The organism is Salinicola salarius, assembly GCF_003206135.1.
In the GTDB taxonomy this organism is placed as follows: Bacteria; Pseudomonadota; Gammaproteobacteria; order Pseudomonadales; family Halomonadaceae; genus Salinicola; species Salinicola salarius.
Genome location: NZ_PZJT01000002.1, coordinates 284,432 through 310,158 on the forward strand (window position 1 = coordinate 284,432; position 25,727 = coordinate 310,158).

Below are 25,727 nucleotides of genomic sequence, written 5' to 3' on the forward strand. Positions count from 1 at the left end.
GCGTTCCGGCAACAGGATAGCGTGCTTCATGTGCTTTGACAGGGGCACGGTGAGTCCCTATTATGTCGCGCCTATGTTGACCAGACGACTTCCCCCGACCGTTGAGCCTTATCGGGCAGCGGCTAACCAAGAAATGATCGAGGGTCTTGTCGACCTCGAGAAACTGGTGCGCCTGCAGGACGAGATCGGGCCGCAGCAAGGCAGCGCTAGCGTGAGGCTGCAGTTCGACGTCGACACGCAGCGGCGTCATCTCATCGACGGCGATCTGGAAGCGGATCTCATGGTGCCGTGTCGGCGTTGCCTGCAGCCCATGGCGGTATCCGTCGCGAGCCACTTCAGGCTGGCCATCGTCAGTGACGATGCGTTGGCGGCGGAGGTGCCCAGCGACTACGAGCCGGTTCTGGTCGACGACGAACAGCTTGACCTGCTGGGGGCGATCGAGGACGAGCTGATTCTCAGCCTGCCCCAAGTGGTCTATCACGATGAAGCGGATTGCGCGGTTTCTCGTGAGCAAATGAGCAGCGGTGATGCCCCGATTGAAGAGGTCTCCCGCCCTGACAACCCCTTCGACGTCCTGAAGTCGTTGAAGGGAAAACTCTGAATCTGAAAGACATTGACGTTGGAGTCGTATCATGGCCGTTCAACAAAACCGTAAAACCCGTTCCAAGCGTGGCATGCGTCGTGCACACGATGCCCTGACTTCTCCGGCTCTGTCCCAGGATCAGGAAACCGGCACCACGCATCGTCGTCATCACGTCGCGCCGGACGGCTACTATCGTGGTCGCAAGGTCATCGACGTTTAACGAGACCTCGAGCGTTTCGCTAGGCAATGCGCATCGCCATTGATGCCATGGGCGGGGACTTCGGTCCCCGCGCCACTATTGGTGGTCTGTTTCTGGCGTTGGCGCGCCACCCTGATCTCGAACCGTCGGTGTTTGGCCCGCAGGTAGAGCTTTCCGCTCTGGTTGCGGAGCTGGCCAAGGCCTCGGGGGAGCCGTCCCTCGCCGAACGCGTCAGGCTGGTGGATGCGCCGCGTGTGGTGCTCCAGTCCACGCCGCCGATGGATGTGTTCGACGACCCTTCTGCCACCAGCCTGTACGGCATGCTGGAAGCCGTGCGCGAACATGAAGCCGAAGCCGGTATTACCTGTGGCAATACCGGCGCGCTGGTCGCCTTGGCGCGGCGTGAGCTGGGGACGGTTCCCGGCATTTCGCGACCTGCCATCAGTACGGCGGTGCCGACCCGAAAGGGCGGGCGCTGTTATCTGCTGGACCTGGGCGCCAGTGTCGACGTCCATGCTCGTCATCTGTTCGACTTTGCCCATATGGGGGCGCTGATGGCGCGTGTCGTGGACGGCATCACAGTGCCCAGGGTGGCGCTGCTGAACATCGGCGTCGAGGCCAGCAAGGGGGTGGCTCGCGTGCGCGAGGCCGATGCGCTGCTGAGAGCTCGCGGTGGCAGCGACTTCGAGTACATCGGATACCTCGAGGGCGATGCCATCTTTTCCGGCCAGGCCGACGTGGTGGTTTGCGACGGCTTCGTGGGAAACGCCGTGCTCAAGGCGAGCGAGGGGGTCGCCCAGATGCTGCTCAAGCGTCTGCAGGAAACCTTCGAGTCCCACTGGTCGACGCGGCTGGTCACGGCGCTGGCAAGGCCGGCGTTGATGCGGCTCAAGGCGCAGCTGGATCCGGTGCGGCATAACGGCGCCAGCCTGCTTGGTCTGAACCGCATCGTGGTCAAGAGCCATGGTAACGCCAGCGCCCAGGCTTTTGCTTTTGCCATCGACCGGGCAATACGGGAAGTCGAAGTCGGGCTTCCGGAGCACTTCCGCGCTGCATGGTCTCAGGATGTAGCGACGCCTGTTATCTCGTCGACCGTTGCGAGCGGCCGAGTGGATAGCGGGTCTCGCGATATGACGAGTTCCGACGGTCCATCATTTCAAGGGTGAGCGCGATGACGCAATCACTGGCTTTGGTCTTTCCGGGGCAGGGTTCCCAGCAGGTCGGCATGCTGCGGGAACTCGCCGAACGTTATAGTGTCGTGCGCACGACATTCGATGAAGCATCGGAAGCGCTGGGCTATGATCTCTGGCATGTCGTTCAGGAAGGTCCGGAAGAGAAGCTCAACGCAACGGCCTGTACGCAACCTGCGCTGCTGACCGCCAGCGTGGCGATCTGGCGCGTCTGGCAGGAACTCGAAGGGCCGCGCCCCGACATGATGGCAGGACACAGTCTGGGCGAATATAGCGCCATGGTCTGCTCCGGCGCCCTGGGCTTTGCCGAGGGGGTGCGTCTCGTGCGTCTGCGTGGCGAAGCGATGCAGCAGGCGGTGCCGGCCGGCGTTGGCGCGATGGCCGCAATCCTGGGCCTGGATGACTCGGCGGTGGAAGCGGCCTGTCGCGATGCGGCCCAGTCGGAGGTGGTGTCGGCGGTGAATTACAATTCGCCGGGCCAGGTCGTCATCGCGGGGCATCAGGGTGCTGTCGATCGCGCCATTGCGCTGTGCCAGGAAGCGGGTGCCAAGCGTGCGCTGCCCTTGCCGGTTTCGGTCCCATCCCACTGTGCCTTGATGCAGCCCGCGGCCGAGCAGGTTGCCCAGGCAATGGCGACGATGGAATTCAAGCTGCCGCGTTACGCCGTCTACCAGAACGTCAATGCACAAGTGCCGCAGACAACGGAGGTGCTCCAGCAGCGTCTGGTCGAGCAGCTCTACCGTCCGGTGCGCTGGACCGAATGCGTCAATGCCATGTTCGACGATGGCGCCGGCGTCTTCATCGAATGCGGGCCGGGCAAGGTTCTGACCGGACTGAACAAGCGGATCCAGCGCCAGGCCAAGGGGCTCGCAGTCAACGACCCTGATACCCTGGCTTCGGCGCTGGAGCTGGCGCGTGATGCGCTGGATGTACAAGAGCCTTAAAGGATGGATGACATCATGACCGAACGTAGAGTCGCGCTGGTCACGGGAGCGAGCCGGGGTATCGGGCGCGCGGTCGCGCACGAGCTGGGGCGGCAGGGGCGAATCGTCGTCGCCACCGCGACCAGCGAAAGTGGCGCTGCGAGGATCGACGAGGATCTCAAGGCTCAAGGCATCGAAGGGTTGGGCCTGGCGCTGGACGTGACGGATCAGGCCAGTATCGATGCCGTGTTCAAGCGCATCACCGACACCTTCGGGGCGCCGACCATTCTGGTCAACAATGCCGGCATCACGCGGGACAACCTGCTGATGCGCATGAAGGAAAGCGAGTGGGACGAGGTGCTCGATACCAACCTGAAGTCGGTCTATCGTGTTTCCAAGGCGAGTCTCAGGGGGATGACGCGGGCACGCTTCGGTCGTATCGTCAATGTCAGTTCCGTGGTCGCGATGATGGGCAATCTGGGGCAGGCCAACTATGCTGCCGCCAAGGCGGGCATGGAAGGCTTTACCCGTGCCCTGGCTCGAGAGGTCGCCTCCCGTGCGATCACGGTCAATGCCGTGGCGCCCGGTTTCATCGACACGGACATGACCCAGTCCTTGCCGGAAGCGCAGCGAGAAGCGCTTCTGGGACAAATTCCACTGGCGCGCCTGGGGCAGCCGGCGGAAATCGCTGCCGCCATCGGGTTTCTTACCAGCGATGCTGCCGGGTACATTACCGGCGAAACGCTGCAGGTCAACGGCGGCATGAACATGCGGTAATCCTTCCGCGACGCGGGTTGCGTCGTCTGGGGGCGGTCTATAAACTACCCGCAGCTTTTTAGCTGGCGGATTCGTACCACTAGGAGTAACGACATAATGAGCACCATCGAAGAGCGCGTGAAGAAGGTTGTTGCCGAACGCCTGAACGTCAAGGAAGAGGATATTCAGAACTCCTCGTCCTTCACCGAAGACCTCGGCGCGGATTCGCTGGATACCGTCGAACTGGTGATGGCGCTCGAAGAGGAATTCGACACCGAAATTCCCGACGAAGAAGCTGAAAAGATCACGACCGTTCAGGAAGCGATCGACTACATCGTCGCTCACCAGTAAGCCTTGCACACTCCGCCATGGCGGAGTGTTCTGGCTGGCTGAAATTGCGATGTTCGGAAAGCCGCTCTCCATGAGAGCGGCTTTCTGCATTTCAGGGTCTTTTCTCGAGATCGTGCCGACGCGCGAACAGAGAGGCCAAAGTCCCTGCTTGTGGCGCCCATCTCCCGGGATGTTCAGGTATAATTTGCGCCAATCGGGCCAGGCGAAGGTCGGGATCTCGTGATGTGATGGCCAAGGCCGACATTCACGGGAAATGCCTTCCATGGTCATCAGGAAGTTCGGAGGAGATTCGATGCCGCGCAGAAGAGTGGTGGTGACCGGGCTGGGGTTGGTAACGCCAGTGGGTAACACGGTCGAGGAGAGCTGGAAGAATCTCCTCTCAGGGAAGAGTGGCATCGCGCCGATCGACAGTTTCGATATCGCGGGTTTCAACACGCGCTTCGGTGGTGCGATCAAGGATTTCGATATCGGCGAGTATCTCAATCCGAAGGATGCTCGCAAGATGGACTTGTTCATCCAGTACGGTGTCGCCGCCGCGACGCAAGCGATGCGCAATTCGGGCATCGAATGTACCGAAGAGAACGCGCATCGCATTGGCGTCGCGATCGGGTCGGGCATCGGCGGGTTGCCGATGATCGAGCGTAATCACGACTCGCTCAAGAAGGGCGGGCCACGTCGTATTTCGCCGTTCTTCGTGCCGGGTTCGATCATCAACATGATCTCCGGCAGCCTGGCGATCCAGCATGGTTTCAAAGGCCCGAATATCGCCATTACCACTGCCTGCACCACGGGCACGCACAATATCGGCTACAGTGCCCGCACGATCGCCTATGGTGATGCCGACGTGATGTTTTGCGGTGGGGCCGAGATGGCGACCACGCCGCTGGGGCTCGGCGGGTTCTCCGCTGCCAGAGCACTGTCGACGCGCAATGACGATCCGCAGGCCGCCAGCCGCCCGTGGGATCGCGACCGCGACGGCTTCGTGCTATCCGACGGCGCCGGTGTCATGGTGCTCGAGGAGTACGAGCATGCCAAGCGCCGTGGCGCGACCATCTACGCGGAGCTGACCGGTTTCGGCATGAGCGACGATGCCTTCCACATGACCTCGCCACCCGAAGATGGCAGTGGTGCGGCGGCCTCGATGGCCAATGCGATTCGTGATGCCGGCATCGATCCTTCCGATATCCAGTACATCAACGCCCACGGTACGTCGACGTCGGCCGGGGACGTGGCGGAAAGCCGTGCCGTCGAGCGGGTCATGGGGGATGCGGCTCGTCGCGTCGCGGTCAGCTCGACCAAATCGATGATCGGCCACCTGCTGGGCGCGGCCGGCGCCGTCGAAGCCATCTTCTGTGTTCTGGCGATCCGCGATCAGGTCGCGCCGCCGACGATCAATCTGGATAACCCCGACGAGAATTGCGTGCTGGATTACGTGCCTCACACGGCACGGGACATGCCGATCCGCACCGCGCTGTCCAATTCCTTCGGGTTCGGCGGCACCAATGGTTCGCTGATCTTCACCCAGGTCTGATCGAGATGCGCGACACGGCGCTCCCGTTCGACGACCGCGGACTGGCCTACGGCGACGGTCTATTCGAAACCGTTCTGGTTCGGGACGGGCAGCCGTTGCTGTGGGAATACCACATGGCGCGGTTGCGACAAGGCGTCGAGCGGCTTTCGCTGCCGTCGCCGGACTTCGAGGCATTCGATCGGTTGCCGGCACAATGCGGCCCGGGGCTTCGCGTACTCAAGCTGATGGTGACTCGTGGCAGCGGTGGACGCGGTTATCGGCCTCCCGACTCCGCCGAGCTGCGCTGGCGCTGGACCGCGTCGGCTTTCCAGCCTGCGTCCCGGCGCTGGTTCGAGGGTGTCGATGTGCGGTGCTGCGAACTGCGTCTGGGCATTCAGCCGCGTCTGGCCGGGGTCAAGCATCTGGCGCGGCTGGAGAACGTGCTGGCGCGTCAGGAGTGGCGGGACGACGCCATTGTCGAAGGGCTGCTCTGCGATAGCGAGGGCCATCTGGTCGAAGCCACGGCGATGAATCTGATCTGGTATCGGCAGGGACGGCTCGAGACGCCGTTGCTGGATCGCTGCGGCGTCAAGGGCACGTTGTTGAACGCCGTGAATGACGATATCGAGCTGCACTGGGTGCGAGCGGGGCTGGATTCGTTGTGCCAGGCCGATGCTGCCTGGCTGCTCAACAGCGTCCAGGGGGTCTGGCCCATTCGTCGGCTCGACGATGCCGCCGGGAAATGCCTCAAACGATGGCCGGCGACGTTCGCTTCCTCTCTTCAGCAAGTGGCTCACCGGCGTCTGGGTTACCCGCTGAACCCGAATGACTGACTTCAGTATTTTTGCCCGGATGCGCCATGAAGCGACATCCGGGACTGATTTCCGGGACTAAGGATAAACATGCGTGTCCTCAAGATTCTGATCCTGCTGTTGCTGGTCGCCACGATCGTGGTGTTCGGCGGTTTCCACTACTGGCAGAAACAGCTCGATGCACCGATCGCGCTCGACGAGACGACGATCTACGAGGTGCCGCCCGGTGCGGCTTTCACCCAGGTCGTTCACGACCTCGAAAGTCGGGGCATCATCGAGGCGGCATGGCCCTACCGGATTCTGGCGCGCGTCGCTCCCAAGGCCACGCAGGGGATTCGGGCCGGGGAGTTCGAGATCGAACCGGGCATGAACGGCCGTCAACTGATCGCGCATCTCTCGAGCGACCAGGTCGTGACCTACCGCCTGACGGTGCCGGAGGGGTGGACCTTCAAGCAGATGCGCCGACTGCTGGATCAGGCACCGAAGCTCGAGCATCGCACTAGCGAGATGAGCGACGAGGAGATCATGACGGCGCTGGGCCATGAGGGAACGCATCCCGAGGGGCAGTTCTTCCCCGACACCTACCGCTATCACAAGGGGGTTGCCGATCTCGAACTCCTGCAGCGCGCGTTCGATCGCATGCAGCAGACGCTGAACGCGGTATGGAACGAGCGCGATGACGATCTCCCCATCGACTCGCCCTACCAGGCGCTGATTCTGGCATCGCTGATCGAGCGTGAGACCGGCGTCCCGGCGGAGCGCAAGGAGATCGCCGGCGTCTTCACGCGACGCCTGGAGAAGGGCATGCGCCTGCAGACCGACCCCACCGTCATCTATGGCATGGGAGACAGCTACATCGGCAATATCACGCGAGCCGATCTCCAGCGGCAGACCGCCTACAATACCTACGTCATCGAGGGATTGCCGCCGACACCGATCGCCATGCCTGGCCGGGGCGCGCTCGAGGCTGCGGTACATCCCGCCGATGGCGATACGCTCTATTTCGTCGCCAAGGGCGATGGTTCGCACCAGTTTTCACGAACGCTGCAAGAGCATAATGCGGCCGTCCGCCGCTATATCCTGAATCGCGATTGAAATCGCGGGCTTGCACCCGCAAAACCGACCATACCGACGAGACGACACCGCATGAGCGCAGGCGATATGGAACAGCGGACCGGCCGCTTCATCACGTTGGAAGGCGGCGAGGGCGTGGGCAAGACGACCAATGTCGGCTTCGTCTGCGACTGGCTCACGTCACGGGGCGTCGAGGTCGTGCGCACCCGGGAACCGGGGGGCACGCCTGGCGCCGAAGCCATTCGCGAGCTGTTGCTGGACCCGACCCGTGAAGAGGCGTGGAGCGACGACGCCGAGCTGCTGCTGGTCTTCGCTGCGCGTGCCCAGCATCTGGCCGAACGGATCCGTCCGGCACTGGCTCGCGGCGCCTGGGTGGTCTGCGATCGCTTCACCGATGCCACGTTTGCCTATCAGGGCGGCGGGCGAGGACTGGATTTCCAGCGCATTCGCACGCTGGAAACCTTGGTCCAGGGCGACCTGCAGCCCGATCTGACCGTGCTGCTCGACGTGCCGGTGAGCGTGGCTGCGCAGCGCGTCACCCAGCGAGGTGCCCAGCTCGATCGATTCGAGCGTGAGCGTGAAACTTTCTTTGAAGCCGTGCGCGAGGCTTACCTGGCACGTGCTGCCGAGGAAGCCAGATTCGCGATCATCGACGCCTCGCCCGGGCTGGAAGCGGTCCAGAAATCCATCGAGCAGTGCCTGACTGAAAGGCTGGCCGCATGGTTATGACCCCGTTGCCATGGCAACTCGATCGCTGGCGCAAGCTGGTCGAGCTGCAGGACGGCGGCCGTCTCCCGCACGCCTTGCTGCTGTCCGGCCCGCGCGGGATCGGCAAGCAGCCGTTGGCCGATGCGCTGATCGCGCGGACGCTGTGTCGCACGCCGGCAGACATCGCCTGTGGCGAATGCCACGGCTGCCGAATGCTGGCGTCGGGCTATCATCCCGATCTGCTCAGTGTGACGCCGGCCGAAAAGTCGCGCCAGATTCGTGTCGATGCGATTCGTCAGGTCAACGGCTTCGTCTCCCAGACTGCGCAGCAGGGCGGTTATCGAGTCATCCGTATCGAACCGGCCGAGGCGATGAACGTCGCGGCCTCCAACGCGTTGCTGAAGAGCCTGGAAGAGCCGGGTGAGCGCACCCTGTTCATCCTGGTTTCCGATGTTCCCTCGCGGCTGCTGGCGACGATTCGTTCGCGCTGTCAGCACTGGAACCTCGCCGTGCCGCCGCTGGAGGCAGCCGAGCCGTGGTTGCGCGAGCGTCTGGGAGAAGGAGAAGAGGCGCGATTCTGGCTGCGTGTCGCCGGTGGCCTGCCGCTGCTGGCCGAAGAGCTGGCGGGTGCCGATGCCCGGAATATGCGTCAGGACCTGCGCGAGCTTTTCGACGCGCTGGTGCGCGGCGGCGAACCCGTGGGAGAAGCGGCAAGACTCGATGCCCAGGCGCTCGACCGCATACTGTGGTATGGCATCGCCTGGCTCGAGGATCTGATCCGGCTCGGCTTGTCGGGGGACCCCCAGCGGGTGCGCAACAGCGACCTGCTGCCGCTGTATCGCCAGGCCGTCAAGAATGCCCGAGTCCGCGACTGGTTCCGCTTGCTCGACTACGCTCGCGAACAGCGACGGTTGCTGGCGGCGGGGGGAAATCCCAACCCGCAACTGGTGCTCGAGGCCTGGCTGGTCCGCTGGGCGGCCCTGTTGCGCTCTTGAGCCGGCGGCAACGAGTCGAACGCTGATGCGGCGACTAACGGTAAAGGTGAAAGCTGATGAATGCCCAGAAGGCCCTGTCGTTGACCATCCGCGACGATGAGACTCTGCGTAGCGCCTATATGTCGTGGCTCAAGCATGGCGGGTTGTTCGTGCCGACCGAGCAGGACTATCGGATTGGCCAGTCCGTCTATCTGCTGGTGACATTGCCCGGCGAGAGCGAGCGCTTCCCCGTCGCCGGAGAGGTCGTATGGCTGACGCCGACCGGCGCCGGGCAACGCGTTGCCGGCATCGGGGTTCATTTCAGTGCCGAGGATCAGGCGCTGCGTGAACGTATCGAGGCGCGGCTGGCATCTTCTCCCGGACGAGGGGAGTCGCTCAGTCATACCCTGTGACGGCGCTTTCGGTTTGTCGGCATGAGTGGTCTGCTCGCCATGCTCGTGCCATGCCGGGCGCCATGTTTGTCATTCTCTACCTGGAATTCGCATGTTCGTCGATTCTCACTGTCATCTCGATCGCCTCGACCTGTCGCCCTACGAAGGCGACCTCAACCTGGCCCTGGAGGCTGCACGCGGCCGTGGTGTCCATCGTTTCCTGGCGATTGCGACATCGTTGGAAGGGGTTCCGAACCTGGCGGAGATCGCGCGGCAGCATGACGATGTCGATATCAGTGTCGGCTTGCATCCCTTGCATGAGGTGTCGGCGGAGCCGGACAGCGAAGCGATCCAGGCGTGTGCCGATCGTTACGGGGCGGTCGCCATCGGCGAAACCGGCCTCGATTTTCACTACGACAGCGTGCCGCGGGACATCCAGCGGCAACGTTTCGTTGCGCACCTTCGCGCCGCTCGCGAACTCGAGCTGCCGGTGGTGATCCATACCCGTGAGGCGCGCGACGAAACGCTGAACCTGATTCGCGAACACGTCGACCCCAAGGTGGGCGGCGTGCTTCACTGCTTTACCGAGGATCTCGCCATGGCGCGGGAGGCGGTCAGGTCAGGCTTCTATATTTCGTTGTCCGGGATCGTCACCTTCGCCAGCGCCGGCGCCCTGCGCGAGGTCGCCCGGCAGGTGCCGCTGGACCGGTTGCTGATCGAGACCGACAGCCCGTTTCTCGCCCCCGTTCCCCATCGCGGCAAGTCCAACGAGCCGCAGTGGGTCGTCGAAGTCGCCGAATGTATCGCGAGCGAGCGAGGCATTACCGTCGACGAGGTGGCGATGCAGACGCGGGCCAACTTCTATCAGCTGTTTCCCGGTTGCGCGCCCGGCGGCCAGTCCGACAATCCATTCGTGTAGGCACGTTCACTGCATGGATGCCCCTCTGCGAGAGGGCATCGTCATACGGGGGCACGATGAAACTCGACACGTTGTTTCAACAGCTCGATGCGCAAGCCATTCCGCCGCTCGAACGGTGGGATCCGCCTTTCTGCGGCGAAATGGATCTGCGCATCGCGGCCAACGGCGAGTGGGTCCACGAAGGCACGCCGATCCGGCGGCCGGCGCTGGTCAACTTGCTCAGCCGCGTGCTACGGCGGGAGGCCGACGGCGACTATTACCTGGTGACGCCGGGAGAGAAGCTGCGTATCGGCGTCGAGGATCTACCGCTATGGGTCACGGATGCCGATCAGGCCGGTGCCGACTGGGTCGCGGTGACTGCCTGCGGTGACCGCGTACCGCTGGACGTGTCACACCGGCTGTCACTGTTGGCGACGCCGGATGGCGATCTCTTGCCGGCGCTGCCCGTTCGTCACGGTTTGCAGGCGCGGCTGCATCGTAATCTGTACTACCGCTGGATCGAGCTCGCCGAGCAGCAGGGCAACGAGCTCGGGCTGTACAGTGGCGGGGCGTGGCACCCGCTGGGCCGCCTCGACGACGGTGCGAGATGAGCGAGCTGGTGAACGCGGCGCTGCCCTTGGATACTACCGCCGACAGCCTGACCGACGAGCAGCGCGCCGTGGTCGGTCATCGCGAAGGGCATGCGCGGGTCGCGGCGGTAGCCGGGGCCGGCAAGACCACGACCCTGGTCAGACGGGTGCTGCATCTGCTCGCCAATGGCGAAAACCCGCGCCGCATCCTGGTGTTGATGTTCAACCGCGCGGCGCGGGACGACTTCCGGGCCAAGCTGGTGCGAGAAGCGCCCGCCGAGGTCGTCTTGCCCGAGGTGCGTACCTTCCATTCGATCGGTCACCGCCTGACCCAGAGCCTGACCCGCTGGGGCTATCTGCCGCCGCGCCAATTGCTGCAGGCCGACTGGCAGCGTGAGCGGCTGCTGCGTCAGGCAGTGATGCAGAGCCTGGAATCCGCCGATGGCGAGACCCGCGAGGCAGCGCTGAACGCGGACCGGCTCGAGGCATTCGGCCAGTTCTGCGATCTGGTCAAGGCCGAAGTGGTGGCACCCGCCGAGCTCTTCGAACGGCTCGGCTATACCGACAGCGAGCGCCACTTCATCGAGGCCTTCGACGTGGCGGAATCGCTGCTCGATGCCTCGGCTTCGATGACCTACGCGGACCTGCTCTATCGGCCGCTGCAGTGCCTGGAACGCCATGCGGAGGCGCGGCGCCGGGTCGAGGGCTTTCTGGGCCATGTCATCGTCGATGAATATCAGGACATCAACGAAGCCCAGCTGCGACTGCTCAAGATCCTGGCCGGTCATCAGGCGCAGGTCATGGCCGTCGGTGATGCCAACCAGTGTATCTACGAGTGGCGGGGCGCTCGGCCCGACGCCATGCTGGCGCGCTTCGACGGCCTGTTCGGCCAGGCAAGCGAGTATCCGCTCTCCTTCACCTTCCGCCACGGCCACGCCCTGGCATTGGCCGCCAACCACGCGATTCGCAACAATCGCCAACGCTGGGATCAGCTCTGCCTGGCGGCGCCCGGCAACCCACTGACACGGCTGCGGACGGGCGTCGGTGCTGGCGCGTTGCTGGAGATGCTGCAGCGCTGGCACGCCGATGGCCGGCGCAGCGACGAAGCCTGTGTGCTGGTGCGCAGCTGGTCGCTGTCGGTCTCGGTACAGCTCCAGCTATTGCGGGCCGGCGTACCGTTTCGGCTGGCACAGGAAGAGCGCTTCGTGTTTCGGCTGCCGCTGGTGCAGGCCTTGGCGGGCTATCTTCAGCTGGCCCGTGAGCCGCAGCGGCTGCACGATCCCGGCCATCTCGTCCTGCTGTTCTCGCAGCCGACGACATTCGTCGCCCAGGAGCGCGTGCGTCGGCTGGTCGAGGAGCTCGCACGCACGCAGCAATGGCCGGCGCGCGAGGCCCCGGTCCTGGCGGGGCTCAAGCCGGGGCAGCGCCGCCATCTCAAGCGGCGCTGGCAGCTCCTCTGCGAACTGCCCAAGCTATCCGCCTGGCCGCCGGCGAAGCTGCTCGAGCATGTCGTCGATGCCATCGATGCGGAGAAAGTCCTGCGCCGCTCGGCAGCGCGGCGGGAGAAGGGGGACGATGACGTGCGTCTGCTCGACGTGCTGATCGAGCAGGCCGGCGAGCTGGCCAACGATCCCGAGGCTTTCATCGAGCTGCTGCGCAACCCGGTGGAGAACCGGCCCGATGGCGTCTTGATCAGCACGGTACACGGCGCCAAAGGGCTCGAGTGGCCGCTGGTGGCGGTATGGGGGCTCAACGAGGAGGATTTTCCCCATTACAGCCGTGACAATCCGCTGTCGCCGGAGCGCCTGGAAGAAGAGCGGCGGCTTTACTATGTCGCGATCACACGGGCGCGAGAGCGGCTGCTGCTGGTTCAGGATGGCGGCGACCATCGGCCGAGTCGCTTTCTCGACGAGACGGCGGTGGAGGATTGCCGTCGGATCGACCAGGCGATCCAGGCGCGCAGCGAGGCCGCCGTGGCGGTTCGCGAGCCGGACATGGTCGGCGCCTACCTGCAGCGTGTCGGGCTGGAGCACGTCGGACGGGGCCTCGTGCCGCGAGCCAGAGAGACGGAAGCGCCCGTCGCGGAACGCGGGGCGAAATCCGGAGCGAGCTGGCAGGTCGGTGATCGAGTGCGGCATGCCAGCTTCGGCGACGGTGAGGTACTGGTGGTCGAAGGCAACGAAGCCAATCCGGTCATCGACGTGCGTTTCGAGTCGGCCGGCCGACGTCGCCTGATCGCGGCGCGGGCGCCCCTGGCGAAACGGCATTGATCGGTCAGACTCTTTCGACCGACGATCTTTCTCGGCCACGATTTTATTCGGCCAACAGCGACTTTGCTCGATCGACGACCTTTCTCGACCGACACCTGTTTCGGCTGATAAAGCACCAAGGAGGCAATGATGAACGAATCCGTGCTCGTAACGGCAGAGGAGCTGCGGCAAAGCCTGGCTGGCGATCGACCGCCGCTGGTGCTGGATTGTCGTGCCCGCTTGGACGACGCCGCGGCAGGAAAGCGGCTTTGGCAGGAATCGCACATCCCTGGCAGTTACCACCTGGATATGGACCGGGATCTCTCGAAGCCGCCTGGCGATGGCGGTCGTCATCCGCTGCCGTCTCGTGAGGTCTTTACGACGACGATTCAACGTCTCGGCATCGAGCCGCAACGCGCCGTGGTGGTTTATGACGATAGAGGTGGGCAGCTATCGGCAGCTCGCGCCTGGTGGATGCTGGCTTGCTGGGCGGGGCATCCCGATGTGCGGGTGCTCGACGGTGGCTTGCCCGCCTGGCAGGTTGCTGGCGGCGAGCTGGCGACGGATGAGTCGATATCGCCGCTGATCAGCCGATGGCAGCCGGATTTCGACGATACGATGATCATCCCGGCACGAGATCTGCTGGAAGAGGGTGGCTTGCTGGTCGATGCCCGAGGCGAAGCTCGCTTTCGTGGCGACGAGGAACCCATCGATGCGGTTGCGGGACATATCCCCGGCGCAGTCTGTCGGCCCAGCAGCGCCAATCTCGAGGCGGATGGGCGTTTCAAATCGCCCCAGCGGCTGGCGGAAGAGTTGCCCGGGGCCGATAAGGTGACGGCATACTGCGGCTCCGGCATCTCGGCCTGCCACGATATCCTGGCCTATGCCGTGGCGGGTCTGCCGCTGCCGCGACTTTACGCGGGATCCTGGAGCGACTGGATTCGTGACCCATCGAGGCCGATCGCGACCGGCGAGTAAGCCCGGGCTTCGCTCGGGAGCTTTAAGTCACAAGCTTTGAACTGGAAGAAAAAACCGCCCCAGGTGCTTGCCGTGGGGCGGTTTGCTTATGCTGTCTTCGAGCTTCGAGCTTCGAGCTTCGAGCTTCGAGCCGCTCGTGGCCCGGAGCCCGTGGCTCGTGGCTCGTGGCTGGGGTCAAGCCGATTCGTTGAACAGTTCGCGCCCAATCAACATCCGCCGTATTTCGCTCGTGCCGGCGCCGATCTCGTAGAGCTTGGCGTCGCGCAGCAGGCGGCCGGTGGGGTATTCGTTGATATAGCCGTTGCCGCCGAGCAGCTGGATGGCGTCGAGCGCCATCTGGGTGGCTTTTTCGGCACAGTAGAGAATCACGCCGGCGGCGTCCTTGCGGCTGACCCGGCCCCGGTCGCAGGCACCAGCGACGGCATACAGATAGGCGCGACAGGCGTTGAGGGTGGTGTACATGTCGGCGAGCTTGCCCTGCACCAGCTGGAACTCGCCGATCGACTGGCCGAACTGCTTGCGCTCGTGAACGTAGGGCACCACCACGTCCAGGCACGCCTGCATGATGCCTACTGGGGCGGCGGCGAGCACGGTGCGCTCGTAATCGAGCCCGCTCATCAGCACGCGTACGCCGCGGTTCTCCTCGCCCAGCACGTTTTCCGCCGGCACTTCACAGTCGGTGAACACCAGCTCGCAGGTGTTGGAGCCACGCATGCCCAGCTTGTCGAGCTTCTGCGCGGTGGAAAAACCGGCGAAATCCTTCTCGATCAGAAAGGCGGTGATGCCCTTGGCGCCGGCATCCGGGTCGGTCTTGGCGTAGACCACCAGCACGTCGGCATCGGGGCCGTTGGTGATCCACATCTTGTTGCCGTTGAGCACGTATCTGTCGCCGCGCTTGTCGGCGCGCAGCGTCATCGAGACCACGTCCGACCCCGCACCGGGCTCGGACATCGCCAGCGCGCCGACATGCTCGCCGCTGATCAGCCGGGGCAGGTACTTCGCCTTCTGTTCCGCATTACCGTTGAGCTTGATCTGGTTGACGCAGAGATTGGCGTGAGCGCCGTAGGAGAGCCCCACCGAGGCGCTGGCCCGCGAGATTTCCTCCATCGCGATGCAGTGCGCCAGATAGCCCATGCCGCTGCCGCCGTCTTCCTCGCCGACGGTGATGCCGAGCAGGCCCATGTCGCCGAACTTGCGCCACAGCTCGTTGGGGAAGGCGTTGTCGTGGTCGATCTGGGCCGCGCGCGGGGCGATCTCGTCCCGGGCAAAGGCGTTGACCTGCTCGCGCAGCATGTTGAGCGTGTCATCGAGACCGAAATCGAGCTCGGTATAGGGGGCGTACATGGTGGAATCCTCGCGAACGAAGTCGAGCAATGTTGATTGATACGTTAACGTTAACGTCAAATTGCGGGCGCGACCATAGCCCCTCGACCATGGTCTAGGGCGGAATGGGCGAACCGGATTCGCTCATTCTGGAGGCCAACAATCCGAGTGGACTGACGTTAGCGTCAATGTGGTAAGACAGGCGTCTGGAAACGTTCACTTCTACTTGGGAAAACCGGGGCCCCTATGTCGATCTGGAAACGCGAGTCATCGCTGGAAGCGCTCGAAGCCGAGTGCCGTAACACGCTGGTCAGCCACGTCGGTATCGAATTCACCGAGCTGGGCGAGGATTGCCTGCGTGGCCGCATGCCGGTGGATGACCGAACCCGCCAACCGTATGGGCTGCTCCACGGCGGCGGCTCGGTGGTGCTGGCGGAAACGCTGGGCAGCATCGCCGCCAATCTGTGTCTCGCCGATCCGAACAGGATGGCAGTTGGGCTCGATATCAATGCCAACCACGTCCGCGCGATGCGCCAGGGCTGGGTCGAAGGCTGCGCCCGGCCGCTGCATATCGGTGCCACGACGCAGCTGTGGGAGATCCGCATCGAGGACGAACGCGGCCGGCTGGTATGCATGTCGCGGTTGACCATGGCGGTGGTCAATCGGGGGTGATCACTCCAACCCCAGCTCCTGGCTGGTGGACTGCCGCATGCGGAATTTCTGGATCTTGCCACTGACGGTCATGGGGAATTCATCCACGAAGCGCACATAGCGCGGGATCTTGTGATGATCGATGCGATTGCGGCAGTAATCGCGGATGGCTTCCTCGTCGAGCTCCACGCCTTCCACCAGCCGGATCCAGACCGCCACCGCTTCGCCGTACTTCGGGTCCGGCACGCCGAAGACCTGAGCATCGGAAATCGCCGGGTGGGTGTAGAGAAACTCCTCGATCTCGCGCGGATAGAGGTTCTCGCCGCCGCGAATGATCATGTCCTTGATGCGCCCGGTGATGGCGACGAAGCCGTCGTCGTCCATCATCGCCAGGTCGCCGCTGTGCATCCAGCGCTGCGGGTCGATCGCCTGATGCGTGGCGTCGTCGTTCCAGTAGCCGAGCATGACGCTGTAGCCGCGGGTGCAGAGTTCGCCGCTGACCCCGCGCGGCACGATCCGGCCGCTGGCGGGGTCGACGATCTTCACTTCCAGGTGCGGATGGATGGTGCCGACGGTGGAAACCCGCTTGGCCAGCGGGGCGTCGGTGCGAGTCTGCAGGCTGACCGGGCTGGTCTCGGTCATGCCGTAGCAGATGGTGACGTCTTTCATGTGCATGCGCTCGATCACCCGCTTCATCACTTCGATGGGGCAGTTGGAACCGGCCATGATGCCGGTGCGCAGGCTGGAAAGATCGAACTCGGCGAAGCGCGAATGCTCCAGCTCGGCGATGAACATCGTCGGCACGCCATAGAGCGCCTGGGCCCGTTCGGCTTCCACGGCGCGCAGCGTGGCCTCGGGATCGAAACCGTCGTTGGGATAGATCGCGGTAGCGCGATGGGAAAGACACGCCAGGTTGCCCATCACCATGCCGAAGCAGTGATACAGCGGAACCGGAATCACCACGCGCTCGCCTGGTTGCAGGTTCATCCCGCCGCCGACGAAGTAGCCGTTGTTGAGAATGTTGTGATGGGTCAGCGTCACGCCCTTGGGCGCGCCGGTGGTGCCGGAGGTGTACTGGATATTGATCGGGTCGTCGAACTGCAGCGCCGCCTGACGTTCGGCGAGGCGTTCGACCGGTGTGTTGGCGGCGAGGGTATGCAGCTCGGGCCAGCGCCACATGCCGGGCGTGGCGAATGTCTCGTCGAGGCAGATCACATGCTTCAGCCGGGGCAGGGCTGCGCATGCCTGCAGCCGATCTCCAGCGTTTGGCGGATCGCGCAGTTCCGGCGCGATTTCGCAGAGAATGTCGACGTAATGCGATTTGATCGTGCCGCTGACCCGGTATGCGCCTTGCAACACCAGGGTGGAAAGGCCGGATTGGGTCAGCGCGTGTTTGAGCTCGTGGGCGCGATAGCTGGGGTTGAGGTTGACCAGGATCGCACCGAGCTTGGCCGCGGCAAGCTGGGTGATGGCCCACTCGGCGCAATTGAGCGACCAGATGCCGACCCGGTCGCCGCGCTCGACGCCCAGCGCCATCAGCCCCCGGGCGATGCGGTCGGCCTCTGCACGCAATTCGGCATAGGTATAGCGCAGGTTCTGATGGCAACTGACCAGCGCTTCGCGCTCGGGGCATTCGCTGGCGGCGGCATCCAGACAATCGCCGATGGTCATGCCGATCAGGGGCAGATCGCTGGTACCGCTGACATAACTGGCACGGCGTCCGTGCGCAGGGGCATCGCTTGCAGACATGCTGGCTTCTCCGGTAGGGGCGCCGCCATTCGGGGCGTGCTGCCGAGTGGATCGTTTCAAGTGGTGGTTTCAAAGGGATGGTTTCAAGTCAGCCGTTCGATGCCGATGGCCGTGGCCTCGCCACCACCGATGCAGATCGCCGCCACACCCCGCGCCATGCCGTGATGCGCCAGCGCGTTGAGCAGCGTGACCACGATCCGCGCGCCAGAGGCGCCGATGGGATGGCCCAATGCGCAGGCGCCGCCGTGAACGTTGACCCGTGCGTGATCGAGGCCGAGTTCACGCATCGCTGCCATTGCCACCACCGCGAAGGCTTCGTTGATCTCGTAGAGATCGACGTTCTCCCGCGACCAGCCGAGCCGTTCGTGTAGCTTGCGGATGGCGTGGATCGGTGCGACCGGGAAGTCACCGGGGCGCATGGCATGGCTGACATGGCCGTGGAGCCGGGCCAGCGGCGTCAGCCCCAGCCGCTCGGCCTCGCGCTGGCGCATCAGTACCAGCGCCGCGGCACCGTCGGAGATCGAGCTGGCATTGGCGGCGGTCACCGTGCCGCCGTCGCGGAAGGCCGGTTTCAACTGCGCGATGCGGTCGATATTGGCCTTGTACGGCGCCTCGTCGTGCTCGACGCGGTCCGTACCGCGCCCGGCCGGCGCTTCCAGCGCCACGATCTCGCTGGCGAACACGCCGGATTCGATCGCCCGTCTGGCCCGGGTCAGCGAGGCGATGGCGTAGTCGTCCTGGGCTTCGCGGGTGAAGCCGAACGCTTCGGCGCATTCTTCGGCGTAGGTGCCCATCAGCCGGCCCGGCTCGTAGGCGTCCTCGAGCCCATCGAGAAACATGTGATCGAGCACCTGGGCATGCCCCATGCGCAGCCCGGCACGGGCCTTGGGCAGCAGGTAGGGGGCGTTGCTCATGCTCTCCATGCCGCCGGCGATGGCATGTTCGGCGCTACCCAGGCGCAGCGCATCGAATGCCTGCATGATCGCCTTCATGCCGGAGCCGCACATCTTGTTGACGGTGGTGCAGGGCGTCGACTCGGCGAGCCCTGCGCCGAGTGCCGCCTGGCGGGCCGGCGCCTGGCCGAGGCCCGCCGGCAGCACGCAGCCCATGAGCACTTCATTGATGACTAGCTCGTCGACGGCGTCCGCCGCCAGTCCGGACTGTTCGAGGGCGCCACGGATCGCTGCCGCGCCCAACTGCGGACAGCTCAAGCCGCCGAGCGCGCCCTGGAAAGCCCCCATCGGCGTGCGTTTGGCGCCGACGATCACGATCGGGTCTTCGTATTTCATGGTCGACTCTCCGGTGTTGCCTGCATGGTCACTCATCGATGCTTCCTGGCGTCATATGATCGAACGCAGCCACTTTTCTATTGAGCGGACATGCGAATGCCGCCGTCGAGCCTGATTACCTCTCCGTTGAGGTAGCGATTTTCGAGAATCTGGCGCACCAGCGCGGCATATTCCTCGGCGTGGCCCATGCGCCTGGGGAACGGCACCTTGGCGTTGAGGCCGTCGCGGACCTCGGCGGGCATGCCCTGCATCATCGCGGTGTCGAAGATGCCGGGGGCGATTGCCATGACGCGGATGCCGGACGAGGCCAGCTCGCGGGCGGCGGGCAGCGTCATCCCGACCACGCCGGCCTTGGAGGCCGCATAGGCGGCCTGGCCGATCTGGCCCTCGAACGCGGCCACCGAGGCGGTATTGATCACCACGCCGCGCTCACCGTCGTCCTCTCTTGGCAGGGTGTCGCCTTCGGCGAGGTTTTTCTGCATCGCCGCTACCGCCAGCCGCAGCATGTTGAAGGTGCCGATCAGGTTGATGTCGATCGTGCGGCGGAAGCTATCGAGACCATGCACGCCGCGCTTGCCGTGGATCTTCTCCGCCGGCGCGACACCGGCGCAGTTGATCAAACCGTGCAGCGCACCGAAGCGTTCGAGCGTCTCGGCCAGCGCGCGCTCGCCATCGGCTTCCTGCGTCACGTCGGCCTGAATGGCCAGCGCCGTGTTGCCGAGGGTGCGGGCATGATGGCGGGCGGTATCGAGGTCTCGGTCGACCAGCGCGACGTTGGCGCCGGCATCGACGAGCATCCGCGCCGTGGCGGCGCCCAGCCCGGAGCCGCCGCCGGTGACGATGAAGGTGCGTTCAGCCAGTTGCATGAGCCGGTTCCTCCTCGGCTGGCCGATCGACGAGATCGCGCAGGGGATGACGATCGCGATCCCACGGGGAAATGAAGCAGGCCGCGATATCGGTTTCCGGCACCTCGCCGTGGCGATGGCGCCAGGCCGGGGTCTTGTCCTTGTCGATCAGCAGCGCGCGCACCCCTTCGGCGAGATCGCCACGGGCGGCGCAGGCCAGCGAAAGGCCGAGCTCTTCGCGCAGCACCTCGGAAAGCGACAGCCGTCGGCAGCGAGACAACTGACGCAGGATCAGCCGGGCCGAAAGCGGCGACCCGGCGGCCAGATTCTTCGCCGCGCGAGCGATCCACGGGTCGCCGTCGCTGGCGGCGGCGATGACCCGGCGAATCAGCGTCGCGTCGTCATCGGCATCGGTGAGTGCGGCAATGGCATCCAGGCGCGGTGCCACCTCGCCGTTTGGGGCGAGCGTGCGGCTGGCGCTGGCGTGTTCGCGCAGCACCTGGCCTACGGCGCTAGCGGGCTCGCGCCAGTCGGCCCGGAGCAGACCGTCGATCACCGCCTCGCGCCGCGACTCGTCGATCAGACGGTCGGCCAGGCCGACGAACAGTGCGTCGCTGGCGTTGAGTCGCGCGCCGGTCAGCCCCAGGAACAGGCCGCTGCGCCCCGGCATGCGATTCAGAAACCAGCTGGCGCCGACGTCGGGGTAGAGGCCGATGGTGATTTCCGGCATCGCCAGCTGAGCGCGCGGCGTGACCACGCGATGGGAGGCGCCGGCCATCAACCCGATACCACCGCCCATGACGATACCGTCACCCCAGGCGATGACGGGTTTGGGATAGCCGTGAATGGCGTGATCGAGCCGGTATTCATGGCTGAAGTAGCGGGCCACGAAACTCTCGTCGTTGCGGTGCGCGACGGCCTCGGGATCGGCGTTCGTCCTGCCTTCGACGATGGCGCGATACAGCGCGATCACATCGCCGCCGGCGCAGAAGGCCTTGTCGCCGGCGCCTTCCAGCCACACCGCCACGATGGCCTCGTCCGCCGCCCAGGCATCGAGTCGTGCCTGCAGCGCATCGATCATCCCGAGCGAGAGCGCATTCAGGCTCTTCGGCGCGTCGAGCGTGATGACACCGATCCGGTACCCGTCGGCGGTGGATAGCGTATCGAACCGGACCTGATCGCTCATGAGTCTTCCCCGCGCTGTGTCGAGTCAGGATCGCAGCGCCAGCGCGGCTCGCGCTTGTCGAGGAAGGCGCCGATACCCTCGGTGGGCGAGTCGGTATCGAACAGTTCCAGAAACAGCTCGCGCTCCATCCGGTAACCGCTGGGCAGATCCTGCTGGCGGGCGTTCATGATCAGGCGCTTGCAGCGGGTCAGCGCCTCCGGGCTCTGCCGGGTGCTGCGCTCGGCCAGTTCGAGCGCGGTGTCCAGCGCCGCGCCGGTATCGACGACCTCTTCCACCAGCCCGATGGCGAGCGCGCGCGCGGCGTCGATGCGCTCGCCGCACAAAATCATGCGCTTGGCCCAGCCTTCGCCGACCAGCCAGGGCAGATGCTGGGTGCCGCCGGCGCAGGGCAGCAGGCCGACCTTGGCTTCGGGCAGCGCCAGCTGCGCCTGACGCTCGGCGATACGGATGTCGCAGGCCAGCGCGCACTCGAGCCCGCCGCCCATGGCGTAGCCGTTGATCGCGGCGATACTGACGCCGCGATAGGCGCCCAGCGTCTCGAACGCCTGGCCGAAGCGCGTCGCCATTTCCAGCGCGGCGGGTTTGCCGCCGTCGATGAAGCGCTTGAGATCGGCGCCGGCGGAGAAGAACTTCTCGCCCGCACCGACGATCACCAGTGCCTGGTTCCCGGCATCGGCATTGAGCGTCTCGATGTGACGCTCCAGCGCCGCCAGCGATGCCTCGTGCCAGGTGTTGGCCGGCGGATTGTCGATGGTGATCAGCGCCACGGCACCGCGCCGCTCCAGGCGCAGACCGGTATGCTCGTCATCGTGCGAAGATTCGTGATCGATCGTCATGACAGATTCTCCAGATCGTCCTTGGCGAGCAGCCGGCGCGCCACCACCAGGCGCATGATCTCGTTGGTGCCTTCGAGAATCTGATGGACCCGGCAGTCGCGAACATGGCGCTCCAGCGGATAGTCGCGCAGATAACCGTAGCCGCCATGCAGCTGCAGCGCGTCGTTGCAGATCGTGAAGCCCTCGTCGGTGGCGAAGCGCTTGGCCATGGCGCAGTAGAGCGCGGCGTCGGGATCGTCACGATCCAGTTTGCTCGCCGCCAGCCGCACCATCTGGCGTGCCGCGACCAGCTGCGTGGCCATGTCGGCGAGCTTGAACTGCAGTGCCTGAAAATCGGCCAGCGGCCTGCCGAACTGCTCTCGCGTTTCGAGATAGCGGTGGGCGGTTTCCAGCGCGGCCTGTGCCGTGCCGACGGAGCAGGTGGCGATATTGATGCGACCGCCATCCAGCGCTCGCATGGCGATCCGAAAGCCTTCGCCTTCCTCGCCCAGCCGGTGGTCTGCCGGCACGCGCACGCCGTCGAAGCTGATCGCCCGGGTCGGCTGGCTGCGCCAGCCCATCTTCTCTTCGGACTTGCCGTATTCGATGCCCGCGCTGTCCGCCGGCACGGCGAAGGCAGAGATGCCGTCGGCGCCGCTGCCCGGCTCGCCGGTGCGTGCCATTACCACCAGCAGCTGGGTGCTGCCGGCGCCGGAGATGAACATCTTGCTGCCATCGATGACGTAACTGGCGTGATCGCCGTCGCCGTCGCCGTCGCGGCGGGCGCGGGTTCGCAGCGCTGCCGCGTCGGAGCCGGCACCGGGTTCGGTCAGGCAGTAGGAGCCCAGCTTCTCGCCGGCGATCATGGCCGGCAGCCAGGCTTCACGCACGGCATCCGTGGCGTAGCGGGACAGAATCCCGTTGACCATGTTGTGGATGGTCAGGAAGGCGGTGGTGGCGGTACAACCTCTGGCCAGTTCCTCGATGATCAGGGTGGCATCGAGCCGGCTCAGGCCCAGGCCACCGTGAGCCTCGGGGATGCAGAGCCCGCAGAAGCCCATGTCGCCGGCGCGGCGTAGCGTTTCCACGGGAAAGACGCCGTTGGCGTCCCATTCGGCGGCGTTGGGGGCCAATTCCTGCCGGGAAAACCGACGCGCCGCCTCCCGATAGGCCTGCTGGTCGTTGTCGAGTTCGAAATTCATGGCGCAGGGGTTTCCATCGCTGAAGGCGCTTTGACGTGCCATGCCTTGTGGGCCTGCGGCACGCACCGTCGTCCAGTTCTAGCGATGGCATCGACGCCACGACAATTGGACCTAGGGCTGAAAGACCAAGGTCGGATGGCGGCAAGTTGACATTAACGTCAAGGTCACATGTTGAGGCGGCTGTCGAAACCGGTCGTTTCCCGATTTGTCGGTTCATGGACCCGATTTGTCGATTCATGGAAAAAGGGCGGCTCACGAGGCGGCTCGGACCTCGGTCATCGATCTCAGGACAGTCAGATGAAAAAGACCCAATCCACGGCAAAACCCGTTCACAAGCCGGTTTTTGCCAATGGCGACGACATCCAGATCCCTGTCTTTACCCTGCTCAAGCCCGATGGCACCGTCTACGCGGATGCCGGGTCGACCTCTCTCGATGAAACCACCGCGCGGCGCATCTATCGCGCCATGCTTTATACCCGGGTGCTCGACGAGCGCATGATGGCGGCCCAGCGTCAGGGGCGGCTGAGCTTCTACATGCAGTGCACCGGCGAGGAGGCGGCGGTGATCGGCAGCACGGCGGCGCTGGACGACGCCGACATGATCATGGCCCAGTACCGCGAGCAGGGGGCGCTGGCCTATCGCGGCTTCACCACCGACGAGTTCATGAACCAGCTGTTCGGCAACGAGCGCGACACCGCCCACGGCCGCCAGATGCCGATCCACTACGGTTCGCGGGATCTTCACTATCTGACGATCTCCTCGCCGCTGGCGACCCAGATTCCCCAGGCCACCGGCTACGCCTACGGCCAGAAGCTGGCCGGCAAGGGCCACTGCACGCTGACGATCTTCGGCGAAGGCGCGGCCTCGGAAGGCGATTTTCACGCCGCGCTCAACATGGCGTCGGTGCACAAGGTGCCGGTGATCTTCCTGTGCCGGAACAACGGCTACGCCATCTCCACGCCGGTCACCGAGCAGTTCGCCGGCGACGGCGTCGCCGCCCGCGCCTTCGGCTATCGCATGCAGTCGATCCGCGTCGATGGCAACGACATCCTGGCGGTATACGAGGCGACCTGCGAGGCGCGACGGCTGGCGGTGGAGGAGAACGAGCCGGTGCTGATCGAGGCGATGACCTATCGCCTGGCCGCCCACTCCTCCTCCGACGATCCGTCCGGCTACCGCAGCAAGAAGGAAGAGGAGGCGTGGCACAAGAAAGACCCGCTGCGGCGGATGCAGCGCTGGCTGCTCGATCGCGGCTGGTGGAACGAAGACGAAGAACGCGAACTGACCGAGTCGCTGCGTCGCGAAGTGCTGGAAACCATGAAACAGGCGGAAAAACGTCGCCCGCCGGCACTCGAGACACTGGTCAGCGATGTCTATGCCGAGACACCCCCGCTGCTGCGCGAGCAGCTCGAAACGCTGGAAGCGCATATTCGGCGTCATCCCGAGGCCTATCCCAGAAGCGCGCCGTGGCTTAATGGCAGCACCGAGACGGAGGGCCAGCCATGAGCCGGATGAATCTGCTCCAGGCCGTCAACAACGCGCTGGATACCGCCATGGCAGTCGACGAGCGCGTGCTCTGCTTCGGCGAGGATGTCGGCGTTTTCGGTGGCGTGTTCCGCGCCACCAGCCATCTGCAGGAAAAGTACGGCCGCGAGCGCTGCTTCAATACGCCGCTGGTGGAGCAGGGCATCGTCGGCTTCGCCAACGGCCTGGCGGCCCAGGGTTCGGTGCCGGTGGCCGAGATCCAGTTCGCCGACTATATCTTTCCCGCTTTCGATCAGCTGGTGAACGAGACTGCCAAGTTCCGCTATCGCTCCGGCAGCCTGTTCGATGTCGGTGGCCTGACCGTGCGGGCGCCCTACGGCGGCGGGATCGCCGGCGGCCATTATCACTCCCAGTCGCCGGAGGCGTATTTCGCCCACACGCCGGGGCTGACGGTGGTGGTGCCGCGCAATCCGCACCAGGCCAAGGGATTGCTGCTGGCCTCGATCCGCTCGCCGGATCCGGTGATCTTCTTCGAGCCCAAGCGACTCTATCGCGCCTCGGTAGGCGAGGTGCCGGACGACGACTACGAGTTGCCGCTGCGTCAGGCGGAAGTCGTCAAGGAGGGCAGCGATATCACGCTGCTGGCCTGGGGCGCGCAGATGGAAGTGATCGAACAGGCCGCCGAGATGGCCGAGAAGGCAGGCGTCTCCTGCGAGCTGATCGACCTGCGAACCATCGTGCCGTGGGATATCGAGACGGTGGCGGCGTCGGTGTTCAAGACCGGGCGCCTGATCGTCAGCCACGAGGCGCCGCTGACCGGGGGATTTGCCGCCGAGATCGCCGCTACCATCCAGAACCGCTGTTTCCTCTATCTGGAGTCGCCGATCGAACGGGTTACCGGGTTGGATACCCCGTTCCCGCTGACGCTCGAGAAGGAGTACATGCCGGGGCCGCTGAAGGTGCTCGATGCCATCCACCGCACGATGGACTTCTGA

General features: G+C 64.8%; 26 protein-coding genes. 19 read left to right on the forward strand and 7 right to left on the reverse strand.

Annotated elements, in window-relative coordinates:
* The first annotated feature begins 73 nt into the window (after positions 1-73).
* From DOM32_RS02390 to DOM32_RS02465, 16 genes are all read left to right on the forward strand, one after another.
* On the forward strand, positions 74-601 hold the full coding sequence (locus DOM32_RS02390) for a YceD family protein (protein ID WP_071233162.1): 528 nt from the start codon (positions 74-76) through the stop codon (positions 599-601).
* A 31-nt stretch (positions 602-632) separates the two neighbouring features.
* Positions 633-803: a 50S ribosomal protein L32 gene (gene rpmF / locus DOM32_RS02395; protein WP_071233061.1), complete on the forward strand. Its 171-nt coding sequence runs from the start codon at positions 633-635 to the stop codon at positions 801-803.
* A 26-nt stretch (positions 804-829) separates the two neighbouring features.
* Positions 830-1,948 (forward strand): phosphate acyltransferase PlsX, encoded by a 1,119-nt coding sequence (plsX, locus tag DOM32_RS02400; protein ID WP_110630811.1) that lies wholly within the window; start codon positions 830-832, stop codon positions 1,946-1,948.
* Between the two features lie 5 nt (positions 1,949-1,953).
* Positions 1,954-2,916 (forward strand): ACP S-malonyltransferase, encoded by a 963-nt coding sequence (gene fabD, locus DOM32_RS02405; RefSeq protein WP_110630814.1) that lies wholly within the window; start codon positions 1,954-1,956, stop codon positions 2,914-2,916.
* A gap of 12 nt (positions 2,917-2,928) precedes the next feature.
* A complete protein-coding gene (gene fabG, locus DOM32_RS02410; protein ID WP_110631140.1) occupies positions 2,929-3,672 on the forward strand; it encodes a 3-oxoacyl-ACP reductase FabG in 744 nt (247 codons plus the stop codon).
* A gap of 96 nt (positions 3,673-3,768) precedes the next feature.
* On the forward strand, positions 3,769-4,002 hold the full coding sequence (gene acpP / locus DOM32_RS02415; protein WP_071233058.1) for an acyl carrier protein: 234 nt from the start codon (positions 3,769-3,771) through the stop codon (positions 4,000-4,002).
* Between the two features lie 292 nt (positions 4,003-4,294).
* Positions 4,295-5,533, forward strand: a complete 1,239-nt coding sequence (gene fabF / locus DOM32_RS02420) for a beta-ketoacyl-ACP synthase II (RefSeq protein ID WP_071233056.1) — start codon at positions 4,295-4,297, stop codon at positions 5,531-5,533.
* A gap of 5 nt (positions 5,534-5,538) precedes the next feature.
* A complete protein-coding gene (gene pabC, locus DOM32_RS02425) occupies positions 5,539-6,345 on the forward strand; it encodes an aminodeoxychorismate lyase (RefSeq protein ID WP_071233054.1) in 807 nt (268 codons plus the stop codon).
* A gap of 69 nt (positions 6,346-6,414) precedes the next feature.
* Positions 6,415-7,419 (forward strand): endolytic transglycosylase MltG, encoded by a 1,005-nt coding sequence (gene mltG / locus DOM32_RS02430; protein WP_208625284.1) that lies wholly within the window; start codon positions 6,415-6,417, stop codon positions 7,417-7,419.
* Between the two features lie 51 nt (positions 7,420-7,470).
* Complete coding sequence (tmk, locus tag DOM32_RS02435) at positions 7,471-8,127, forward strand: dTMP kinase (protein ID WP_420855066.1); 657 nt, start codon at positions 7,471-7,473, stop codon at positions 8,125-8,127.
* A complete protein-coding gene (locus DOM32_RS02440; protein ID WP_110630819.1) occupies positions 8,118-9,101 on the forward strand; it encodes a DNA polymerase III subunit delta' in 984 nt (327 codons plus the stop codon). Before tmk ends, DOM32_RS02440 begins: the two co-directional genes overlap by 10 nt.
* Before the next feature lie 56 nt (positions 9,102-9,157).
* On the forward strand, positions 9,158-9,493 hold the full coding sequence (locus DOM32_RS02445) for a PilZ domain-containing protein (RefSeq protein ID WP_071233048.1): 336 nt from the start codon (positions 9,158-9,160) through the stop codon (positions 9,491-9,493).
* 91 nt (positions 9,494-9,584) lie between these two features.
* Positions 9,585-10,391 (forward strand): TatD family hydrolase, encoded by an 807-nt coding sequence (locus DOM32_RS02450; RefSeq protein WP_110630821.1) that lies wholly within the window; start codon positions 9,585-9,587, stop codon positions 10,389-10,391.
* A gap of 56 nt (positions 10,392-10,447) precedes the next feature.
* Entirely contained in the window at positions 10,448-10,981 is a 534-nt protein-coding gene (locus DOM32_RS02455) for a DUF1285 domain-containing protein (protein WP_071233045.1), read from the forward strand.
* Positions 10,978-13,230 (forward strand): ATP-dependent helicase, encoded by a 2,253-nt coding sequence (locus DOM32_RS02460; protein ID WP_110630823.1) that lies wholly within the window; start codon positions 10,978-10,980, stop codon positions 13,228-13,230. Before DOM32_RS02455 ends, DOM32_RS02460 begins: the two co-directional genes overlap by 4 nt.
* Before the next feature lie 129 nt (positions 13,231-13,359).
* Complete coding sequence (locus DOM32_RS02465; RefSeq protein ID WP_110630825.1) at positions 13,360-14,187, forward strand: sulfurtransferase; 828 nt, start codon at positions 13,360-13,362, stop codon at positions 14,185-14,187.
* Between the two features lie 174 nt (positions 14,188-14,361).
* On the opposite strand, the gene DOM32_RS02470 is transcribed toward DOM32_RS02465, so the two are convergent.
* Positions 14,362-15,531, reverse strand: coding sequence for an isovaleryl-CoA dehydrogenase (locus tag DOM32_RS02470; RefSeq protein ID WP_110630827.1), 1,170 nt, complete (start codon positions 15,529-15,531; stop codon positions 14,362-14,364).
* A gap of 225 nt (positions 15,532-15,756) precedes the next feature.
* Between DOM32_RS02470 and DOM32_RS02475 the strand changes: the two genes are divergently transcribed.
* On the forward strand, positions 15,757-16,182 hold the full coding sequence (locus tag DOM32_RS02475) for a hotdog fold thioesterase (protein WP_110630829.1): 426 nt from the start codon (positions 15,757-15,759) through the stop codon (positions 16,180-16,182).
* On the opposite strand, the gene DOM32_RS02480 is transcribed toward DOM32_RS02475, so the two are convergent.
* From DOM32_RS02480 to DOM32_RS02505, 6 genes are all read right to left on the reverse strand, one after another.
* Positions 16,183-17,910, reverse strand: coding sequence for an AMP-binding protein (locus DOM32_RS02480; RefSeq protein WP_110630831.1), 1,728 nt, complete (start codon positions 17,908-17,910; stop codon positions 16,183-16,185).
* A gap of 83 nt (positions 17,911-17,993) precedes the next feature.
* Entirely contained in the window at positions 17,994-19,235 is a 1,242-nt protein-coding gene (locus tag DOM32_RS02485; protein ID WP_244179769.1) for an acetyl-CoA C-acyltransferase, read from the reverse strand.
* 41 nt (positions 19,236-19,276) lie between these two features.
* Positions 19,277-20,065: an SDR family NAD(P)-dependent oxidoreductase gene (locus DOM32_RS02490; RefSeq protein ID WP_110630833.1), complete on the reverse strand. Its 789-nt coding sequence runs from the start codon at positions 20,063-20,065 to the stop codon at positions 19,277-19,279.
* A complete protein-coding gene (locus tag DOM32_RS02495; protein WP_110630835.1) occupies positions 20,052-21,230 on the reverse strand; it encodes an enoyl-CoA hydratase/isomerase family protein in 1,179 nt (392 codons plus the stop codon). Before DOM32_RS02495 ends, DOM32_RS02490 begins: the two co-directional genes overlap by 14 nt.
* Positions 21,227-22,066, reverse strand: coding sequence for an enoyl-CoA hydratase (locus tag DOM32_RS02500; RefSeq protein WP_110630837.1), 840 nt, complete (start codon positions 22,064-22,066; stop codon positions 21,227-21,229). Before DOM32_RS02500 ends, DOM32_RS02495 begins: the two co-directional genes overlap by 4 nt.
* The gene (locus DOM32_RS02505; protein WP_110630839.1) at positions 22,063-23,247 is read right to left on the reverse strand and encodes an acyl-CoA dehydrogenase family protein; all 1,185 of its coding nucleotides are present in this window, start codon (positions 23,245-23,247) and stop codon (positions 22,063-22,065) included. Before DOM32_RS02505 ends, DOM32_RS02500 begins: the two co-directional genes overlap by 4 nt.
* A 297-nt stretch (positions 23,248-23,544) precedes the next feature.
* On the opposite strand from DOM32_RS02505, the gene DOM32_RS02510 reads away from it, so the two are divergent.
* The gene (locus DOM32_RS02510) at positions 23,545-24,753 is read left to right on the forward strand and encodes a thiamine pyrophosphate-dependent dehydrogenase E1 component subunit alpha (RefSeq protein WP_110630841.1); all 1,209 of its coding nucleotides are present in this window, start codon (positions 23,545-23,547) and stop codon (positions 24,751-24,753) included.
* Positions 24,750-25,727: an alpha-ketoacid dehydrogenase subunit beta gene (locus DOM32_RS02515; RefSeq protein ID WP_110630843.1), complete on the forward strand. Its 978-nt coding sequence runs from the start codon at positions 24,750-24,752 to the stop codon at positions 25,725-25,727. The genes DOM32_RS02510 and DOM32_RS02515 overlap by 4 nt, the downstream gene beginning before the upstream one ends.

What these genes read in the sequence shown, in the direction of transcription:
- DOM32_RS02390 (WP_071233162.1), top strand. Translation starts at nt 74, where the DNA reads ATGTTGACCAGACGACTTCCCCCGACCGTTGAGCCTTATCGGGCAGCG.
- rpmF (WP_071233061.1), top strand. Translation starts at nt 633, where the DNA reads ATGGCCGTTCAACAAAACCGTAAAACCCGTTCCAAGCGTGGCATGCGT.
- plsX (WP_110630811.1), top strand. Translation starts at nt 830, where the DNA reads ATGCGCATCGCCATTGATGCCATGGGCGGGGACTTCGGTCCCCGCGCC.
- fabD (WP_110630814.1), top strand. Translation starts at nt 1,954, where the DNA reads ATGACGCAATCACTGGCTTTGGTCTTTCCGGGGCAGGGTTCCCAGCAG.
- acpP (WP_071233058.1), top strand. Translation starts at nt 3,769, where the DNA reads ATGAGCACCATCGAAGAGCGCGTGAAGAAGGTTGTTGCCGAACGCCTG.
- fabF (WP_071233056.1), top strand. Translation starts at nt 4,295, where the DNA reads ATGCCGCGCAGAAGAGTGGTGGTGACCGGGCTGGGGTTGGTAACGCCA.
- pabC (WP_071233054.1), top strand. Translation starts at nt 5,539, where the DNA reads ATGCGCGACACGGCGCTCCCGTTCGACGACCGCGGACTGGCCTACGGC.
- mltG (WP_208625284.1), top strand. Translation starts at nt 6,415, where the DNA reads ATGCGTGTCCTCAAGATTCTGATCCTGCTGTTGCTGGTCGCCACGATC.
- tmk (WP_420855066.1), top strand. Translation starts at nt 7,471, where the DNA reads ATGAGCGCAGGCGATATGGAACAGCGGACCGGCCGCTTCATCACGTTG.
- DOM32_RS02440 (WP_110630819.1), top strand. Translation starts at nt 8,118, where the DNA reads ATGGTTATGACCCCGTTGCCATGGCAACTCGATCGCTGGCGCAAGCTG.
- DOM32_RS02445 (WP_071233048.1), top strand. Translation starts at nt 9,158, where the DNA reads ATGAATGCCCAGAAGGCCCTGTCGTTGACCATCCGCGACGATGAGACT.
- DOM32_RS02450 (WP_110630821.1), top strand. Translation starts at nt 9,585, where the DNA reads ATGTTCGTCGATTCTCACTGTCATCTCGATCGCCTCGACCTGTCGCCC.
- DOM32_RS02455 (WP_071233045.1), top strand. Translation starts at nt 10,448, where the DNA reads ATGAAACTCGACACGTTGTTTCAACAGCTCGATGCGCAAGCCATTCCG.
- DOM32_RS02460 (WP_110630823.1), top strand. Translation starts at nt 10,978, where the DNA reads ATGAGCGAGCTGGTGAACGCGGCGCTGCCCTTGGATACTACCGCCGAC.
- DOM32_RS02465 (WP_110630825.1), top strand. Translation starts at nt 13,360, where the DNA reads ATGAACGAATCCGTGCTCGTAACGGCAGAGGAGCTGCGGCAAAGCCTG.
- DOM32_RS02470 (WP_110630827.1), bottom strand. Translation starts at nt 15,531, where the DNA reads ATGTACGCCCCCTATACCGAGCTCGATTTCGGTCTCGATGACACGCTC.
- DOM32_RS02475 (WP_110630829.1), top strand. Translation starts at nt 15,757, where the DNA reads ATGTCGATCTGGAAACGCGAGTCATCGCTGGAAGCGCTCGAAGCCGAG.
- DOM32_RS02480 (WP_110630831.1), bottom strand. Translation starts at nt 17,910, where the DNA reads ATGTCTGCAAGCGATGCCCCTGCGCACGGACGCCGTGCCAGTTATGTC.
- DOM32_RS02485 (WP_244179769.1), bottom strand. Translation starts at nt 19,235, where the DNA reads ATGAGTGACCATGCAGGCAACACCGGAGAGTCGACCATGAAATACGAA.
- DOM32_RS02490 (WP_110630833.1), bottom strand. Translation starts at nt 20,065, where the DNA reads ATGCAACTGGCTGAACGCACCTTCATCGTCACCGGCGGCGGCTCCGGG.
- DOM32_RS02495 (WP_110630835.1), bottom strand. Translation starts at nt 21,230, where the DNA reads ATGAGCGATCAGGTCCGGTTCGATACGCTATCCACCGCCGACGGGTAC.
- DOM32_RS02500 (WP_110630837.1), bottom strand. Translation starts at nt 22,066, where the DNA reads ATGACGATCGATCACGAATCTTCGCACGATGACGAGCATACCGGTCTG.
- DOM32_RS02505 (WP_110630839.1), bottom strand. Translation starts at nt 23,247, where the DNA reads ATGAATTTCGAACTCGACAACGACCAGCAGGCCTATCGGGAGGCGGCG.
- DOM32_RS02510 (WP_110630841.1), top strand. Translation starts at nt 23,545, where the DNA reads ATGAAAAAGACCCAATCCACGGCAAAACCCGTTCACAAGCCGGTTTTT.
- DOM32_RS02515 (WP_110630843.1), top strand. Translation starts at nt 24,750, where the DNA reads ATGAGCCGGATGAATCTGCTCCAGGCCGTCAACAACGCGCTGGATACC.